Below are 17,016 nucleotides of genomic sequence, written 5' to 3' on the forward strand. Positions count from 1 at the left end.
CACACGCCGGGATAAGGAGCAGGGGCGGCCATGCCGAGCCTGAAGGACTTACGAAACCGCATCGCTTCCGTGAAGGCGACGCAGAAAATCACCAAGGCCATGCAGATGGTGGCCGCGGCGAAGCTGCGTCGTGCTCAGGAAGCCGCGGAGGCCGCGCGCCCTTATGCGGAACGCATGGAGGCGGTGCTGGCAAACCTCGCGGTTGCCTTCGAGGGGCGCGATGACGCTCCGAAGCTGATGTCCGGTACGGGCAATGACCAGGTGCATCTCCTGGTCGTCGCCACCGCCGAACGCGGGCTGTGCGGGGGCTTCAACTCCAATATCGCCAAGCTGGCGCGCGAGCGGGCGCGCAGCCTGATCGCACAGGGCAAGACGGTCAAGATCATCTGTGTCGGCAAGAAGGGTTACGACGCCCTGAAGCGTGAGTTCGGCCAGCTTGTGATCAAGACCATCGATCTGCGCAGCGTCAAGAATGTCGCTTTCTCCAACGCGGATGAAATCGGCCGTGAAGTGCTCGCCATGTACGAAAATGGCGAGTTCGACGTCTGCACGCTGTATTATTCGACCTTCAAGTCGGTGATCGCGCAGGAGCCGACCTCGCAGCAGCTCATCCCGGCTCAATTCGACACGGGAAAAGCCGAAGCGGACGAAGGGGCCGGCGCGGTTTACGAATACGAACCTGACGAGGGCGAGATCCTTGCGGATCTGCTGCCGCGTAACATCTCCGTCCAGATTTTCCGGGCGCTCCTGGAAAATGCGGCATCTGAGCAGGGTGCGCGCATGTCCGCAATGGACAATGCGACGCGCAACGCAGGCGAAATGATCGACAAGCTGACGATCACCTACAACCGCCAGCGTCAGGCACAGATCACGACGGAACTGATTGAAATTATCTCGGGCGCTGAAGCGCTCTAACCGGATCGAGACGAGGATTAGGGATATGGCTGACAAAACGGTCGGACGGATCACCCAGGTCATCGGCGCCGTTGTCGACGTCAAGTTCGATGACCACCTGCCGCTGATCCTGAACGCTCTTGAAACTGACAACCAGGGCAACCGCCTTGTGCTTGAGGTCGCTCAGCACCTTGGGGAAAATACGGTTCGCACCATCGCGATGGACTCCACCGAGGGTCTCGTCCGCGGGCAGGAGGTGATCGACACCGACGGTCCGATCGCGGTGCCGGTCGGGGACGGAACCCTGGGCCGCATCATGAACGTGATCGGCGAACCGGTGGATGAAGCCGGCGAGATCAAGTTCGAGGAACGTCGCGGCATCCACCAGGAAGCTCCGGAATTCGTCGAACAGTCGACCGAGGCTGAAATCCTCGTCACCGGCATCAAGGTCGTCGACCTGCTGGCACCTTACGCGAAGGGCGGCAAGATCGGCCTGTTCGGCGGCGCCGGCGTCGGCAAGACCGTTCTGATCATGGAACTGATCAACAACGTCGCCAAGGCGCACGGCGGTTACTCCGTCTTCGCCGGTGTTGGCGAGCGGACCCGTGAAGGCAACGACCTTTACTGGGAAATGATCGAATCCGGCGTGAACAAGGAAGGCGGCGGCGAAGGCTCCAAGGCAGCTCTTGTCTACGGCCAGATGAACGAGCCTCCCGGAGCCCGCGCACGTGTTGCCCTGACCGGTCTGACCGTGGCGGAACATTTCCGCGACAAGGGCCAGGACGTTCTGTTCTTCGTCGACAACATCTTCCGCTTCACGCAGGCCGGTTCCGAAGTGTCCGCGCTGCTTGGCCGTATTCCTTCCGCTGTGGGATACCAGCCGACGCTCGCCACCGACATGGGCTCCATGCAGGAGCGCATCACCACCACCAACAAGGGCTCGATCACGTCCGTGCAGGCCGTCTACGTTCCGGCCGATGACTTGACCGACCCGGCGCCGGCCTCGACCTTCGCCCACCTGGACGCGACCACGGTTCTGAACCGTTCGATCGCCGAAAAAGGCATTTACCCGGCCGTGGATCCGCTGGATTCCACCTCGCGCATGCTGGATGCCCGCATCATCGGCGAAGAGCACTACAACACGGCGCGTGCCGTTCAGGTGACCTTGCAGCGCTACAAGGCGCTGCAGGACATCATCGCCATCCTGGGCATGGACGAACTGTCCGAAGAAGACAAACTGGCCGTGGCCCGCGCCCGCAAGATCGAGCGCTTCCTGTCCCAGCCGTTCTTCGTGGCAGAGGTCTTCACCGGTTCCCCGGGCAAGCTTGTAGCTCTGGAAGACACCATCAAGGGCTTCAAGGGCCTGGTGGACGGTGACTACGACCATCTGCCGGAAGCGGCTTTCTACATGGTCGGCTCCATTGAGGAGGCGATCGAAAAAGCCCAGCGTCTGGCCGCGGAAGCCGCCTAAGATCCTGGAATTGACCGGACGCCCGCAAGGGCGTGCGGTCTGCCTCATGCTGGATGGCGTGGCCATCCGAAACAGATCAGGTTGATCGATCTGAAGATGTTAGGGCGTTCTGTCCGCGTTTCGCGCAAAGCAGGATGCTCCAGACTGACAAGGAAAACGCCAAATGGCTGAACTTTTCCAGTTTGAGTTGGTCTCGCCGGAGCACCAGCTCCTGTCCGCGCATGTTGCCGAGGTGATCGTTCCGGGAACCGAAGGCGAGTTCGGCGTTCTGAAGGACCACGCTCCGGTCGTCTCCACCATCAATCCGGGCATTCTGAAAGTCCGTAACGACGATGGTGCCTGGGCCGAGTATTTCGTCCGCGGCGGTTTTGCCGAGGTATCGTCCGGCGTGCTTTCCGTTCTGGCCGAGCAGGCCGTTCCGGTCAGCGAGATCAGCAGGGATCAACTCGACCTGGCGATCCGGAATGCGGAAGAAGACGCGGCCGACGCCAAGGACGATCTTGCCAGGCAAAAGGCTGAAATGACGCTGTCCCAGCTCAGGGACGTTGTGGACGCCCTCAAAACCGCCTGAAGATCCTAACTTTATTGTGAAAATAACGAAACGCGGTCCGGCAACGGGCCGCGTTTTTGTTTGAACCGGCTCTGTGAGAAGGGCTCTACCCGTTGACGGTCCGGCGAGAAGCCAGTTCTTCAAAGAACTTGAAACCGTTGCGTCCGTTTTTCTTCACTTCGTAAAGCGCAATGTCGGCACTCTTGAAGACCGCGCCCGCGTCCTGTGTTTGGCCATCGATTGAGGCGATGCCGATGCTTATGCCGACGGAGACGGATTGCCCCTGAACCTTGAACGGCGAATGAAGCTTTTCCACGATGCGGCCGGCGATTTCCGAGGTATGGAAATCGGTCGGTCCGGTTCCGCTCAGGATGATCGCGAACTCATCTCCGCCGAGCCTGGCGACGAGATCGGTGGACCGCACGCAATCCTGCAGCCGTTTTGAGACCAGCTTGAGCAGTTCGTCACCGGCATCGTGCCCATAGGTGTCGTTGATCGGCTTGAACTTGTCGAGGTCGAGCAGCATCAGGTTCCCCCGCTTGTCGAGAGTGGCGGCTTTTTCCAGGGCTTCTTCGAGCTTCAGGTTGAACTGAGACCGGTTAGCAAGGCCGGTAAGCGGGTCGTGATGCGCGGCATGGGCGATTTTCTGCGCCGCCCGCTCATTCAGCGTTATGTCTTCATGGGTGCCGATCCAGCCACCATCGGGCAACGGCGCCTGAACGCTGCTGATAATCTTGCCGTCCGGATGCGTGAACTTTGAGCGGACGACCTCGCCGGCAGTCATGCGGGTGAACAGGTCCATGACATGATCATGCACATTCCCTGAGAACTCGCCCCGCTGTTCTTCGGCTTCCAGCAGGTCCGTCAGGCTGACGCCGTCATGGACCTCGCCTTCGGGTTTTCCGAATATTTCGATATATTGCCTGTTCCAGAGTGTCAGGTGCCCCCGGTTATCAAAGACACTGACCCCTTGCCGCATGTTGGCAAGAATGACTTCGAGCTCTTCCAGCCGGTGCCGGGCGAGCCGTTCGTTTTCCGCAAGCTGCCCTTCCATGTGCTTGCGGGCGGTAACATCGAAGAAGTTGTAGATCCCGCCGCCGGTGGGAAGCGGCGTGCTGCGAACCTCGAGGAAGTGCCCGCTTAAGGTTTGCCGTTCGTAGTTGAGCGCCTTGCGTTTCACCACGAGCTCGAACCGTTCCTGCGCAAGTTCTTCAGGTACGCCCGGTCCCAGGTCGCCTCTTTCAGCATTGAACTTGAGAAATTCCAGAAGATGCAGTTTCTGGTCGATCATGTCTTGCGGATAGCCCAGGAGACGCTGGAACTCGGCATTGCACGAAGCCAGCCTGTAGTTTTCGTCGTAATGGGCAAACCCGCCTGTAAAATTGTCGAATACGACCTTTAGGGTCTCTGCCTGCTGTTTGGATTCTGTAATATCCGCCAGCGAGACGACAATATCGTCCAGCCCGTATTCATGCTGGGGGTCAATCGGTTCAGCGTTCAGGCGCAGCCAGGTTTTATGAGGGTTTTGAGGCAGTTTGAGGCTGACTACAAAATCCGTAACGGCGTCCGGATCTCGCGCCGCCAGCGCCAGCGGATCGGTACAGTCCTTGGAGTCCGGTGAGCTGCACTTGAAGTCCAGGCTCAGATAGCTCACGCATTTGCCTGTAACATCCATGCCGGCGAAGCCTAGAATTTCCAGCGCTGCCGGATTGGCGGACTGGATGTTGCCTGAACGGCTGAGAAGAAGGATGCCCTCGCTCAGGGCTTCGAGCGTTGTCCGCTGCACGGCCTCCGAATGCTGGATCGCCTGCTCGGAAAGCTTGCGTTCGGTAATATTCTGAAAGGCGCCGACAATACGCGTGACCGAACCGTCTTCCGTGATCGGCCGCCCGACGGCCCGGACCCAGATATGACGTTGCTTTGCGGTTACCAGAGGCAGTTCGATGTCCCAGCCGACATTGTTTTCAATACCGTCATGAACGGCTTTGTTGATTTTGTCTCTGGAGTCAGGCGGGTAGAATGAAAGAGCCTCGTTGATATTGGGCACGAAATCGGGGTCAACTTCATGAATTTCCCGGGTCTTGTCGGTCCAGGTCAAGATATTGGCGGCAATATCGACTTCCCAGCCCCCGACGCCGGAAAGATTTGCAATTTCCTCGATAAGTTCACCTTCGCTAACCGCTTTCCGGCGTGCTACTTCGGCTTCGAGAAGGGCTTCCCGCGTTTCAATTTCCGCCCGGTGAGCTTTGAACAGTCCTTCAACGATTTTACCAAGGCGGCGGAGCTGCCGCAGCTGGCTGTCACTGGGAACCTGCGGCTTCCGGCCTATGACACAGAGTGTTCCGAGCCTGTTGCGGCCATCGATGGAAAGCGGGCAACCCGCGTAAAACCGTATGTGTGGCTCGCCGGTGACCAGTGGATTTTCCTTGAAACGTTCGTCCTCAAGCGCATCGGGAACGATAAGCAGGTCATCGAAGAGGATTGTGTGCTGACAGAAGGAAACGTCCCGGCTGGTCCCGTCGGCATCCAGACCGCAACGGGCCTTGAACCACTGATCTTCCTTGGCAACGAGGGAGATGAGCGCGATCGGGCAGTCGAAAATCTCGGCAACTGTTTCGACAACGGCATCGTATTCCTGAAGGCGCGCGGAATGCAGGATCTCAAGCGAATGCAGAGCGTCAAGACGCTCCTCCTCGTTATATCCCCGCGCGTTCTCCATTAGACGCCAAGTCTCCTAAATAACCTGCCAGTAAATTATTTCACGTCAAATTTAAAAGTTACATATAAAATCAAAATAAAAGATTAAATTTACTAACTTCATGATTTTACCATAGCGTTACAAGAAACAAGAGAAGTTACTAGGCATTTTTTACTATATTAGTATTTGTTACGATGTTGAATAGAGGTTTTGTTAGAAAATAAAGACATAATATTGTAAAAATTGACAATATTACTCGAGGGTAGTCACCTGGGTCGTCAGAGCCCTTCCCGGCAGTGTGGGCCAATCTTACCGGGAGGGACGCCAGGCCATCAGGCAACAAAAAACCCGGCCATCAGACCGGGTTCAAGGTTCGCGGAAGCACCACGAAATATCTGCTTTTATTCTAAGCAGCTGTAACTTTTAGGCAGCCCGGCGGAATGACAGGCTCATGCCGCCACCGGAGCGGCTGCGGCGGCGTTCTTCCGGCGGAATATACACGATGGCACTGTGTTCGGTGCAGTAGGACACACCGGCCTCAACGCGCGTCGAGCACGGAAAGATGTAGTTGCCTGCATCACCTTCCGCCCATTTGCAGCAGCCCGGACGCGGGAGAGACATGTCAGCCATTTCGTATTTCCTTTATTCTTGTACCATGCAGCAAAAACGCTCGAGCATCCTCGTGAAAGGATCCGAACAGCTTTTGACGGGAATCGGATGTAATCGGCGCTCGGGACGTCATCCGTTGTCCACCGGTGAGGGTGCTCTGCAGCAAGCGCACGGCTTACATAAGCGGCATGTCACAAAAATGCAATAGATTAGCTTGAATGTCCGGCCTGCGTTTCACGCATACCGGGTTAACGTAGGCTAACTATTTCACCCGAAATGCCGCGGTAACGTTCCTCCGGCCCTGCGCAGGGCCTCGGGCGTGTCGAGGTCCAGTCTCGCGGCCTCACCGATTTCGACTTCCCTGACGAAGCCCGCATTGTCGGCAATGATGTGCCGGGCGCCGACGTCTCCGCTCAGGGATGTCAGCGCCTCGAAAAAGCGGCTGTCCCACAGAACCGGATTGCCACGCTTGCCGTCCGCCGTGGCCGTGACAATCAGGCCCGCGTCATTTTCCCGGTAGGCAGCGATGAGCCTTTGCAGGATCCCGGCATCGATCCGGGGCATGTCGCCGAGCAGAATGATGACCGCATCGGTATCCGCGGAAAGCGCGTTCATGCCGGTTCGGATCGAAGCGGCCATCCCGTCCGCGAAATCCGGATTGTGCGCAACCTCAAGCGCGAGATCGAACACAGTGCCGCCGACCGCGTCCGCAAGGTGCCCTGTGACCAGGACGACCTGGGCCAGTCCGGCGCCGGTGGCGGCTTCGGCGACATGGCGGACAAGCGGTTTGCCCTCCAGTTCCGCGAGAAGCTTGTTCGACCCGCCCATCCGGGAGGATTTACCCGCCGCCAGCACAATTGCCGCAATCTTCGATTTCCTGCTCTGGCTGCCTGTTTCACGCGGCTGCGGGCGGCTAGCGATTTCCATCAAAAGGCCTCCAACGCCCATCGCGGTGATATCGTCCGGCCCGACATCGACCCCGGCGAGAAGCCGGTCGAGCACCCAGTCGAAGCCATTTTCCTTCGGGCTGCGGGCGCAGCCCGGTGCACCGAGGACCGGCACGCCATCCAGCACTCCGAGCATCAGGAGGTTGCCCGGATCGACCGGCATTCCCAGATGCCGCACCTGGCCTCCCGCACAGTCCAGGGCCGCGGGCAGGACATCGTGACGGTCGACAATGGCCGAAGCGCCGAACAGGATCAGGAAGTCGGCGCCCTCGCGCACCAGTTCGGCCATTGCGCCGGCAACCGCTTCCTGCGCATGGGGAACCCGCTTTTCCGCGATGACGCTGCTGCCGCTCGGCCGCAGGCGGTCTTCCAGGACCCGGCGGGTCTTGTCCAGCGTGGCGGCTTTCACATGCGGCAGTTCGGTCGCGACCAGCCCCACCTTGTGCTGTTTGAAGGCGGCCACGCGCACAGCGCCGCGAAGCGCCTTCGCGGCTGTTTCCACCAGATCCCCGGCCACGGCGAAGGAAATGATCTTGGCTGTCGCCACCATGCGCCCCCCCGCCACCCTGCTGTGGTTCGCCAGCGTCGCGAAGGTGATGGCCGGATCGATCCGGTTTGCCGCGGTCACCGCGTCAGGGTCGACCACGAGAACGCCCCCGGTCGCCGCGTAAAGGTTCACCCGTCCGGTGAAGGCGGTGTCTTCCTCCAGCCCCTGACCTTTGGCCGCCAGGGCAAGGCGTTCCGCCGCCTCGTCCTCGCCGATATCGCCGGGCTCGAGGGATGCCACCACGACCCGCGTCTGTCCGGCTGCGGCGAGGTCGGTGCAATCCCTTTCTGTAAGGATATGGCCTTTCTTGAGGGTTCTGTCCGCCAGCCTGGTCTTGTGCGCGAGAATGCACCCGGCGGCCTCTTCAGGCGGACGGGGACCGAATTTCATGCCGCGGCCTCCGGTCCCTTGCGAAGTGCATGGATAATGGAGCCGAGCACGGCAACAGCGATTTCCTGCGGCGAAGCCGCGCCGATATCGAGACCGATCGGGGCGTCGATCCGTTTGAAAAGGGCCGGGTCGAGACCGGCCGCCTCAAACCGCTCCAGCCGCTTGCCATGGGTTTTGCGGCTGCCCAGCGCCCCGACATAAAAGCATCCGGTTCCGAGCGCCTCCATCAGCGGAAAATCGTCGATTTTCGGATCGTGGGTCACGGCGGCAACAGCCGTGTAGGCATCGAGGGGAGCCTCCTTGAAAACGTCTTCCGGCCAGTCGCCTCTCAGCATGCCGCCCGGAAATCTTTCCTCTGTGGCAAAGGCCGTGCGCGGATCGATCACCGTCACATCCAGCCCGGCGATCTCCGCCATTGGCACCAGCGCCTGACTGATATGCACGGCGCCGATAATCACCAGCCGGGGCGCGGGAACGGAAACGGTCAGAAAGACATCGCCGCTGTCCGTTTCAACCGTTCCGGATTTTCCGGACCGGAAGCGCTTGCGCAATTCATCCGCCAGCGGATCGGAGGAAAGATCGTCTTCGGCGCGCACCAGTCTCTGGCGGCCGTCCTGAAGACCGGTCACCAGAATGGCCGCGCGCCGGGCGGAGCGAAGTTCGTTCAGGTCCGTGAGAAGCGTCAGGTCCATGGGTCAGGCGCGGTCCGTTGCCAGTTTCACGCCAAGGCCGCACAGCAGCGAGCCGCCCAGCCAGCGGGTCAGATCCTGGTATCGGGAGTTTCTTGTCAGGCGCCTTTTCACCTCCGATGCAAACAGGACAGTCACCAGGTCCGCGGACGTGAAGGCGCAATTGACAAACGTCCCGAGGATCAGGAACTGCGCCCAGATCGGCAGGCCGGCGTCCGGACTGACGAATTGCGGCAGGAAGGCAATGAAAAAGATGGCGACCTTGGGATTGAGGATTTCAACCGCAACGCTGTCGGCGAATGCCCGGCGGGTCGATTTTTGCGGCAGGTCCGGCAGGGGACCGGCGGTCACCCGGGTGCGGATCATCTGGATGCCGAGGAAGATCAGGTAGAGACCGCCCACCAGTTTCAGGGCGAAATAGAGCACCGGCACCACGGTGAAAATCGCCGACAGTCCGAAGGCGGCAGCCATGACATGGACATAGCAGCCCAGATGAATACCGGCGACCGCCAGGAATCCGGCTCGCCTGCCGCGGGAAATCGTCTGGGCGGCAGTGTATAGAACCGCGGGACCCGGCATGTAGGCGAACAAGGCCGTTGCGGCAATGAAGGCAAGAAGGGTTTCAGTCGTCATCACACCAGCCTAGATCACGGGTTCGACATACACACGGATGCGTCCGCCGCAGGAAAGACCGACCTGCCATGCGGTTTCGTCCGCGACGCCGAATTCCAGCGTTGCGGGTTTTCCGGTTTCTATCACGTCGAGCGCTTCGGAGACCACAGCGCCTTCCACACAGCCGCCGGATACCGACCCTTCGAAGTTGCCGTCGGAATCGATCACCAGATGGGATCCGACCGCGCGCGGCGCGGAACCCCAGGTCTCGATCACGGTCGCCAGCGCGACGGCCCGGCCCGAGCCACGCCAGGCTTCCGCCGTTCTGAGCACATCTGCAAGGGGAGAAGTATCGGTGGCAGGCATGTCGAATGTCCCTTTATCGTCGATACCAATATAGACTTTTCCCGCCGCGATGAAATACCGGCGGGCGGCGAATATGACCCGATTTTCCGTACGCCCATTGCGACGACACTCCCCAAATGGAAACGGCGCCTGCGGTCACAGGCGCCGTCCGGGTTGGCGTGGGCTCGATTTGGGGGCGTTTATTCCGCCGCGAGTCTCTGGGCCGGTGCGGCGCTGAGGACCGCGCCGTCCACGTGAGCCTCGAAGGCTTCGAAGTTGCTGACGAACATCTGCACCAGTTTCGCGGCCTGCGCGTCATAGGCGTCCTTGTCGCTCCATGTTTCCCGGGGCGTGAGGATCCTGCCCTCGACACCTTCGACGGCGACCGGAACGTCGAAGCCGAAATTCGCGTCGGTGCGGAAGTCCGCCTGTTTCAGGCTGCCGGAGAGGGCTGCCTGCAACAGGGTGCGGGTGGCCTTGATCGGCATGCGCTGTCCGGTGCCGTAAGCGCCGCCGGTCCACCCGGTATTGACCAGCCAGCAATCCACATTGTGCCGGGCGATCAGATCTTTCAGGAGATTGCCGTATTCGGACGGATGCCGCGGCAGGAACGGTGCCCCGAAGCAGGTGGAGAAGGTCGCCTGGGGTTCGGTGACGCCCTTCTCGGTTCCGGCCACCTTGGCCGTGTAGCCGGACAGGAAGTGGTACATGGCCTGTGCCGGGGTCAGGCGGGCGATCGGCGGCATGACGCCGAAAGCGTCGGCCGTCAGCATGATGATGGTTTTGGGCATCGGCGCGCGGCCGGTGGGACTGGCGTTGGAAATGAAGTGGATCGGATAGGCCGCGCGGGTGTTTTCCGTTTTCGAGCCATCGTCGAAATTGGGAACCCGGTTTTCATCCAGCACTACATTTTCGAGCACCGTGCCGAAGCGCTGCGTCGTGGAGTAGATCTCCGGTTCTGCTTCGGCCGACAGTTTGATGGTTTTCGCATAGCAGCCGCCTTCGAAATTGAAGACGCCGCTTTCGCCCCAGCCATGTTCGTCATCGCCGATCAGCGTACGGTCCGGATCGGCGGAAAGGGTCGTCTTGCCCGTGCCGGACAGGCCGAAGAAGATCGCCGTATCGCCGTCCTCACCCACATTGGCGGAGCAATGCATCGGCATCACGCCCTTGGCCGGCAGCAGATGGTTGAGCATCGTGAACACGGATTTTTTCATTTCGCCCGCATAGGAACTGCCGCCGATCAGGATGATCTTCCGGGTCAGGTCGCAGGCGATGACCGTTTCGGTCCGGCAGCCGTGGCGATCGGGCACGCCCTTGAAGCTGGGAAGATCGACAATGGTCATTTCCGGGTCGAATCCGGCCAGGTCACCGCTCTCCGGCCGCAGCAGCAGGTTGCGGATGAACAGCGAATGCCAGGCATATTCGGTATAGACCCGTACAGGCAGCCGATGGGTCTCATCGGCGCCGCCGTAAAGATCCTGCGCGAACAGCTCGAGGCCTTCCGCGTGATCGAGAAAATCTGCCAGCAGAAGGTCGAACTGCTCCCGGGACATCTGCCCGTTGTTGTCCCACCAGACAGTGTCCCTGGTTTCGTCGTCGAGAACGACGAACTTGTCCTTTGGAGAGCGGCCGGTATGAACGCCGGTTTCGGCGACGAGGGCTCCTCCGGAAGTAATTTGCGCTTCGCCGCGGGAGACGGAATATTCGTAAAGCACAGGCGCGTGCTGGTTCCAGTAGAGCGCCTTCAGGCCCTTGAAGCCGAAGGTTTCGCAGCCAATGGAGGGATTTCTGACACCTGTTTCTTGCATTGTTCCCGCAGTCCTCGTGATTTGGGCATGTCGCCTCCGGAAACTGGCAAGAAATGCGAAGGTCAATTCTCGCCAGATCCGGCTGTAAGGGCTGCGACCGTAGTGGAATGGCAGAAGGGCAGCAAGACGGCTTAAGGTGCTATGTCTTTGTTTAATCGATTAAAATATGGTGTTATGTGCCGGTTGTTTAATTTGGACGTCGAACTAAATATCGAAACCTTCAAAATGTTCGATTTGCCGGGCGAACCGAAAGAGAGTGCGTCCAGAGCGCAAGTCTCCAGCGCGCTTTCAAGAAACACGGCCTCATGGAGGGGGAGAAATGACATCGGTTCCGGAATGAACAGGACCGGGTGGGCAGGTGCCCGGATGCCGCCCGGATGCCGCCCAGATACCGATTGACCTTACGCTTGAGCGCTCAGCTCTGCTTCGCCGAAATATTGCGGATGCGATGCCATGATCATGGGGATCGACGCCAGGGTTCCCGAGAGATGTTCCCGCATGCAGGCCTCGACCCTCGCGAGGTCACCCACGGTAATCGCCGCGAGTATACGCTCATGGGCATCCAGAACCGCGGAGATCTTTCCCGGATCCGGCAGGTTCAGCCGTCTCAATCGGTCGATATGGCCGGAGCGGCCGGCAATCAGGTGCCACAACGACGACACCCCTGCCGCCTGGAACAGCGACATGTGAAACAGCCGGTCCAGGGTAGTGAATTCCGAAATGTCCCGGTCCTCGCCAGCCATCTTCTGCATTCTCAGCAAGCGCGACGAGGACAGCAGCAGCTCCGGGTCGCGGCGCTCGGCCAGGGTCTTGGCGACCTCCAGTTCAACACTCAGCCGCAGGAACTGCGTCTCGCGGGCATGGTCGACATTGATTTTCGTGACCAGGGTCTTGGACTGGGGATAGGAAACGACAAGGCCTTCCTGTTCCAGCTTCTGGATGGCTTCACGCACCGGGGACTGGCTGACCCCGTGTTCTTTTCCGATGTCAGCGCGCGACAGCACGGTGTCCGGCAGAAGGTCCAGCGAAATGATCCGCGCCCGCAATCCGGTGTAGACACGCCCGGCCGCCGAACCCTGCGGGCTCGGGCCTGACAGTTCGTCTGATGCTTTGACCAGAGCCTCGGACAGCGAGCTGACAACCATGTTCAATCGACCTCTCATATAACGCTGCAAAGGTTTACATCAGTTGGTTCGGCATAAAAAGCGACAGTGCCGGGAATGCGACCAAAGCGGCGAGAAACACGACAAGAGCAAGAAAATACGGAACGGATGCTTTTGAAAATGCACCGGTTTTGACGTTCAGAATACCGCATACGGTGAACATGATGACGCCGACCGGAGGTGTGAGGCCGCCGATATTGATCAGCGTAACCATCAATATGCCCATATGGACAGGATCGAACCCCGCCTGGATCAGGACCGGCAGGACGATGGGCGTGACAAGCAGAATGTTGGCGGCGCCTTCCAGGAACATGCCGCTGATCAACAGCAGCAGCAGAACCAGGATCAGGATGAAATACGGGTCCTGAGTAAGCCGGGTCACCATTTCCGCGATCTGCTGCGGGCCCTGCTCGATCGTCACCGCGTACCCCAGGACAGCCGCCATCATGATCAGCAGCATCACCATGCCGAGATCCGAGATCGTGTGTTTCATGGCCTCGTAGAGCCTGGTCAGGGTGAGCTCCCGGTAAATGAAAAATCCGATGAACAGCGCATAAAAGACCAGGAACGCACCGGCTTCGGTCGCTGTGAAGAAACCGAACCGGAACCCGACGATCAGAATAACCGGGAATGCGAGCGCCCAGATACTCTCCTTGAAGCTTGCAAGAAGCTCGCGGAACGAGGGAAGCTCCGACAGGTCTTTTGAAAAGCCTTCGCGTTTGGCAACGAACCAGGCGGTCGTCATGAGGGTCGCGGTCAGCAGCACGCCGGGAACGATGCCCGCCAGGAATAGCCTGCCGATGGACACCTCGTTTATGAAGCCGAACAATATCAGCCCGATGCTGGGCGGTATCGTTGCCGTGATGATCGATCCGAACGCCAGCACGGCCGCGGCGGCCGCGCTTGAATACCCGCCCTTGGAAATCATGCTGGGCCCGAGGAGGCGCGCTTCCATGGAGGCATCGGCCACGGCCGATCCGGATATACCGCCCATCATCAGGCTGAGCACAATGGAAACCTGCCCCAGGCCGCCGGCCAGCCAGCCGGTCAGCAACCGCGCGAAGGTGACGAGACGCTCCGTGATGCCGGTCGCGTTCATCAGGTTGCCGGCGAAGATGAAGAACGGCACGGCCAGCAGGGGATAGTTTTGCGTCGCCGTGACCATTTTCTGGATGGCGACGGTCGGCGGCATTGTGCCGGTCAGCACAAAGACCGGAAACGATGCGAGCGCCAGCGCGAAGGCCACCGGCATTCCGGAAATCAGAAACAGGACAAACAGTCCGGCGATCAGGAGAAGCATCACGTCCCCGCCTTGTTTCGAACGGCCCGCACGAGTTGGACGGTGAGTGTCCGGACCATCAGGACAATCCCGATCACCATGCTTGCATGAAAATACGACCCCGGCGTCTGCAAGGCTCCATCGAGCCGCGGATGCATGAGGATCATGTTTTTCCAGGCGAACCTGAACAGATAGGCAAGCAGGCAGATCATCACGAAGAGGTTGAAGATTTCCATGGCCTTTCGGCCGCGTTCCGGCAGATTGTCGAGGAGTATGGCGATGCCGAAATGACGGTCGTGCTGCAAGGCCAGATCGATTGAAAATATGCACAGCCACAAGAACAGCAGCTGCGCGATTTCTATCGACCAGATGATGGGTGAACCGGCGGCCCGGGCGACGGATGCCACGGCGACCAGCACCACCACCGCCGCAAGCAATGCGGCGGCGCAGAAGAATTCAAGACGTTTGAACATGGGATCTACCCGGTTGTTGCCTGCGCCGACGGGTGGATGGAACCTCCGCATTCAACTGAATGCGCACAGGATGCACCGACACTTTTAAAATCGATCGACTCCTGGACCTCCAATCGTTTCCGGCTGGAGGTCCGCTGCTCTTTCATTTCAGGACCGATCAGCTTTTGGTCGTTCATTCGATTTCGATTGAACGTCCGCCGATCTAGCGTCCGAGCACCCGATTGACGATTTCCACTTCGGGCTCGAGCTCAAGCAGACCGTAGACACCGGCTACGGCTTCCTTGAAGGGCGCCAGGTCGATTTCCGACACGGTGACGCCGGTTGCGGCGACATCCGCAAGCGCCTGTTCGCCCAGGTCGATGGTGAGTCCGGAAGCGTAACGCCCGTTCTCGACAGCCAGATCCCGGACGATTTTCTGATTTTCCGGGGAAATCTGGTCCCAGGCGTCGGCTGCCACGACAAGGGCGGTCACAAGCTGGATGTGGCCGGTTTTGGTCACATACTTGATGACCTCATAAAGCTTGGAACCCTTGATCGCCGTCGGCTGCGCCTCGGCAGCGTCGATAGCGCCGAGCTGCAGGGCCGAATAGACCTCGCCCCAGGCGATCGGCGTCGGTTCGGCGCCCATCGCACGGATGGTTTCGATCCAGATCGGCGCACCGATGGTCCGCATGCGCACGCCGGCAAGGTCGGCGGGAACCGAGATCGGCTTCTGCGTCAGCGCGTGGCGGGGCCCCTGGTACCAGTTCGACGCCAGCATCACGAGGCCGGACTTGTCCTTGAGCTCGTCGCCCCAGGCCAGATACTCGTCCGAGAGAGCGAACTTGTCCGCATCGTCATAAGTATCGAACAGGAACGGCGCCGACATGATGGCCAGGGAAGGCACGAAACTCGACAGCCGGGCGACGTCGGTGACGGTGCCGACATTGGCGCCCGCGCGTGCCTGGTCGATCATTTCCGTGGTGTCACCCAGTTGCGAGTTGTGAAAGACCTGAACCTCGACGTCGCCGTTGGTCGCTTTTTCAACTTCGGCTTTGAACTTTTCAAGTCCCTGTCCCATGGGGTCGTCGGGAGCGAGGACCGTGCCGATGCGCAAGGTCGTGGCGGCGGATGCGGGCATGCTTACGCTCAGCATCGCCGCGGCGGCGACGCAGAGCCCGAGCGTCTTGATCGACATTTTCATATGTTCCTCCCAAGAAAATTGCGATCTGAATATAATTGATATTTTAGTTACATTAATATTTTACTTTTTCGGTAAGTGTTGTGTCAACTGATTTTTGGCGGTTTTCGGCGCGTTACCAAGGCTCCCGACGGTCCCGCCGGATACAGACAAGAGTCGGCGGAGTGATTACGCTTCCCGATGGTGACCGCACCGCGAGCAGGCAGGTCAAGCGTATTCATCAGCGCCAGAGTGCCGCCAGAGTGCCGCCAGAGTGCAGCCTGAGTGCCGCGCAAGCGCGGATAATTTCCTTACTTTCCGCCGCCGGGTTTTCAGACCGCGAAACCACCGATCGAAGTCGATTGGCGCACTGAAAGCCTATCGATTTTAACGTGGTGGAGCATCTTGTCTGCGTTCGACGGATCGAGCCGGACTCTTGAAATTCAGTTGAACGATCCCCACCATGCGAAGAGTGTACTCGCCATTCCCGCCCCTGAGTGCCGGAAATGGCAGTTTGCCTTAATTTATGCGCATTTAGCAGGCCAAACGCTCTATGTTACAGTGAAGCCGATGCGTGCCATCGGTGCGTTGCCGGAAATGGAAAAATAAAGCATGCCGACAATTGCCCTGGTCGATGACGACCGCAACATTTTGACTTCGGTCTCTATCGCGCTGGAAGCGGAAGGATATCGCGTCCAGACGTATACGGACGGAACCTCGGCCCTCGACGGACTGCAGAGCGATCCGCCGGAGTTGGCTATTTTCGATATCAAGATGCCGCGCATGGACGGTATGGAGCTGCTGCGCCGTCTGCGTCAGAACTCGGATCTGCCGGTGATTTTCCTGACCTCGAAAGACGACGAGATCGACGAACTTTTCGGCCTGAAAATGGGCGCTGACGATTTCATCCGCAAACCCTTCTCCCAGCGGCTTCTTGTCGAACGGGTCCGTGCGGTTCTGCGCCGGGCGCAGCCGAAGGACGCTTCCGCGCCGCGCGACGACGCCGACAAGCTGCTTGAACGCGGCCAGCTGGTGATGGACCAGGAGCGTCACACGTGTACCTGGAACAATAAACCGGTGACGCTGACGGTAACCGAGTTCCTCATTCTTTCCGCCCTTGCACAGCGTCCGGGCGTCGTGAAAAGCCGGAACGCCCTGATGGATGCCGCTTATGACGATCAGGTCTATGTGGACGACCGGACCATCGACAGCCACATCAAGCGCCTGCGGAAAAAGTTCAAGGTTGTTGACGACGACTTCGACATGATCGAAACCCTTTATGGTGTAGGCTACCGCTTCCGGGAAGCCTGAAGCGGCCGTAAAGTGAATTTCGATCGGACCAAGCATTTGATGAGGGGAAACCGGCCCACCGGCGTCGT

16 protein-coding genes are annotated in these 17,016 nt (G+C 59.5%); 5 read left to right on the forward strand and 11 right to left on the reverse strand.

All coding sequences use genetic code 11. From position 1 onward, the window contains the following. The first annotated feature begins 30 nt into the window (after positions 1-30). The 3 genes from CLV41_RS02700 (at position 31) to CLV41_RS02710 (ending at position 2,936) form a co-directional block, all read left to right on the forward strand. Positions 31-915 carry a F0F1 ATP synthase subunit gamma gene (locus tag CLV41_RS02700; protein ID WP_103220721.1) on the forward strand — a complete coding sequence of 295 codons (885 nt, stop codon included), beginning with the start codon at positions 31-33 and terminating at the stop codon, positions 913-915. Between the two features lie 25 nt (positions 916-940). Then, the gene (gene atpD / locus CLV41_RS02705) at positions 941-2,365 is read left to right on the forward strand and encodes a F0F1 ATP synthase subunit beta (protein ID WP_103220722.1); all 1,425 of its coding nucleotides are present in this window, start codon (positions 941-943) and stop codon (positions 2,363-2,365) included. Between the two features lie 163 nt (positions 2,366-2,528). Continuing rightward, positions 2,529-2,936, forward strand: a complete 408-nt coding sequence (locus tag CLV41_RS02710; RefSeq protein WP_103220723.1) for a F0F1 ATP synthase subunit epsilon — start codon at positions 2,529-2,531, stop codon at positions 2,934-2,936. Positions 2,937-3,021: 85 nt separating this feature from the next. On the opposite strand, the gene CLV41_RS02715 is transcribed toward CLV41_RS02710, so the two are convergent. The 11 genes from CLV41_RS02715 to CLV41_RS02765 form a co-directional block, all read right to left on the reverse strand. Further along, the gene (locus CLV41_RS02715; RefSeq protein WP_103220724.1) at positions 3,022-5,634 is read right to left on the reverse strand and encodes a sensor domain-containing diguanylate cyclase; all 2,613 of its coding nucleotides are present in this window, start codon (positions 5,632-5,634) and stop codon (positions 3,022-3,024) included. Positions 5,635-6,036: 402 nt separating this feature from the next. Next, positions 6,037-6,243, reverse strand: coding sequence for a hypothetical protein (locus CLV41_RS02720; protein ID WP_068409120.1), 207 nt, complete (start codon positions 6,241-6,243; stop codon positions 6,037-6,039). 246 nt (positions 6,244-6,489) lie between these two features. Beyond that, entirely contained in the window at positions 6,490-8,106 is a 1,617-nt protein-coding gene (locus CLV41_RS02725; protein ID WP_103220725.1) for an NTP transferase domain-containing protein, read from the reverse strand. Next, complete coding sequence (locus CLV41_RS02730; RefSeq protein ID WP_103220726.1) at positions 8,103-8,798, reverse strand: XdhC family protein; 696 nt, start codon at positions 8,796-8,798, stop codon at positions 8,103-8,105. Before CLV41_RS02730 ends, CLV41_RS02725 begins: the two co-directional genes overlap by 4 nt. Before the next feature lie 3 nt (positions 8,799-8,801). After that, positions 8,802-9,428: a LysE family translocator gene (locus tag CLV41_RS02735; protein WP_103220727.1), complete on the reverse strand. Its 627-nt coding sequence runs from the start codon at positions 9,426-9,428 to the stop codon at positions 8,802-8,804. Between the two features lie 9 nt (positions 9,429-9,437). Then, the gene (locus CLV41_RS02740) at positions 9,438-9,773 is read right to left on the reverse strand and encodes an XdhC family protein (RefSeq protein WP_103220728.1); all 336 of its coding nucleotides are present in this window, start codon (positions 9,771-9,773) and stop codon (positions 9,438-9,440) included. A 179-nt stretch (positions 9,774-9,952) separates the two neighbouring features. Beyond that, on the reverse strand, positions 9,953-11,563 hold the full coding sequence (locus tag CLV41_RS02745; protein ID WP_103220729.1) for a phosphoenolpyruvate carboxykinase: 1,611 nt from the start codon (positions 11,561-11,563) through the stop codon (positions 9,953-9,955). A gap of 401 nt (positions 11,564-11,964) precedes the next feature. Beyond that, positions 11,965-12,708, reverse strand: coding sequence for a GntR family transcriptional regulator (locus CLV41_RS02750; RefSeq protein WP_103220730.1), 744 nt, complete (start codon positions 12,706-12,708; stop codon positions 11,965-11,967). 34 nt (positions 12,709-12,742) lie between these two features. Then, on the reverse strand, positions 12,743-14,026 hold the full coding sequence (locus tag CLV41_RS02755; RefSeq protein WP_103220731.1) for a TRAP transporter large permease: 1,284 nt from the start codon (positions 14,024-14,026) through the stop codon (positions 12,743-12,745). Then, the gene (locus CLV41_RS02760; RefSeq protein WP_103220732.1) at positions 14,026-14,478 is read right to left on the reverse strand and encodes a TRAP transporter small permease; all 453 of its coding nucleotides are present in this window, start codon (positions 14,476-14,478) and stop codon (positions 14,026-14,028) included. Before CLV41_RS02760 ends, CLV41_RS02755 begins: the two co-directional genes overlap by 1 nt. 202 nt (positions 14,479-14,680) lie before the next feature. Then, a complete protein-coding gene (locus CLV41_RS02765) occupies positions 14,681-15,661 on the reverse strand; it encodes a C4-dicarboxylate TRAP transporter substrate-binding protein (RefSeq protein WP_103220733.1) in 981 nt (326 codons plus the stop codon). 381 nt (positions 15,662-16,042) lie between these two features. Here CLV41_RS02765 and CLV41_RS27410 point away from each other — a divergent pair, with 381 nt between their 5' ends. Together CLV41_RS27410 and CLV41_RS02770 are read left to right on the forward strand one after the other, a co-directional pair. Further along, positions 16,043-16,246: a hypothetical protein gene (locus tag CLV41_RS27410; RefSeq protein ID WP_146048483.1), complete on the forward strand. Its 204-nt coding sequence runs from the start codon at positions 16,043-16,045 to the stop codon at positions 16,244-16,246. A gap of 3 nt (positions 16,247-16,249) precedes the next feature. After that, positions 16,250-16,948, forward strand: coding sequence for a response regulator transcription factor (locus CLV41_RS02770; protein ID WP_068409253.1), 699 nt, complete (start codon positions 16,250-16,252; stop codon positions 16,946-16,948). The last annotated feature ends 68 nt before the right edge of the window (positions 16,949-17,016 follow it).

The sequence above is a fragment of the Roseibium marinum genome (assembly GCF_002906165.1).
Classification (GTDB): domain Bacteria; phylum Pseudomonadota; class Alphaproteobacteria; order Rhizobiales; family Stappiaceae; genus Roseibium; species Roseibium marinum.

Coding starts and splice junctions, on each gene's coding strand:
- CLV41_RS02765 (WP_103220733.1), bottom strand. CDS start 15,661: ATGAAAATGTCGATCAAGACGCTCGGGCTCTGCGTCGCCGCCGCGGCG.
- CLV41_RS02725 (WP_103220725.1), bottom strand. CDS start 8,106: ATGAAATTCGGTCCCCGTCCGCCTGAAGAGGCCGCCGGGTGCATTCTC.
- CLV41_RS02720 (WP_068409120.1), bottom strand. CDS start 6,243: ATGGCTGACATGTCTCTCCCGCGTCCGGGCTGCTGCAAATGGGCGGAA.
- CLV41_RS02740 (WP_103220728.1), bottom strand. CDS start 9,773: ATGCCTGCCACCGATACTTCTCCCCTTGCAGATGTGCTCAGAACGGCG.
- CLV41_RS02770 (WP_068409253.1), top strand. CDS start 16,250: ATGCCGACAATTGCCCTGGTCGATGACGACCGCAACATTTTGACTTCG.
- CLV41_RS02710 (WP_103220723.1), top strand. CDS start 2,529: ATGGCTGAACTTTTCCAGTTTGAGTTGGTCTCGCCGGAGCACCAGCTC.
- CLV41_RS02755 (WP_103220731.1), bottom strand. CDS start 14,026: ATGCTTCTCCTGATCGCCGGACTGTTTGTCCTGTTTCTGATTTCCGGA.
- CLV41_RS02700 (WP_103220721.1), top strand. CDS start 31: ATGCCGAGCCTGAAGGACTTACGAAACCGCATCGCTTCCGTGAAGGCG.
- CLV41_RS02750 (WP_103220730.1), bottom strand. CDS start 12,708: ATGGTTGTCAGCTCGCTGTCCGAGGCTCTGGTCAAAGCATCAGACGAA.
- atpD (WP_103220722.1), top strand. CDS start 941: ATGGCTGACAAAACGGTCGGACGGATCACCCAGGTCATCGGCGCCGTT.
- CLV41_RS02730 (WP_103220726.1), bottom strand. CDS start 8,798: ATGGACCTGACGCTTCTCACGGACCTGAACGAACTTCGCTCCGCCCGG.
- CLV41_RS02745 (WP_103220729.1), bottom strand. CDS start 11,563: ATGCAAGAAACAGGTGTCAGAAATCCCTCCATTGGCTGCGAAACCTTC.
- CLV41_RS02760 (WP_103220732.1), bottom strand. CDS start 14,478: ATGTTCAAACGTCTTGAATTCTTCTGCGCCGCCGCATTGCTTGCGGCG.
- CLV41_RS02735 (WP_103220727.1), bottom strand. CDS start 9,428: ATGACGACTGAAACCCTTCTTGCCTTCATTGCCGCAACGGCCTTGTTC.
- CLV41_RS02715 (WP_103220724.1), bottom strand. CDS start 5,634: ATGGAGAACGCGCGGGGATATAACGAGGAGGAGCGTCTTGACGCTCTG.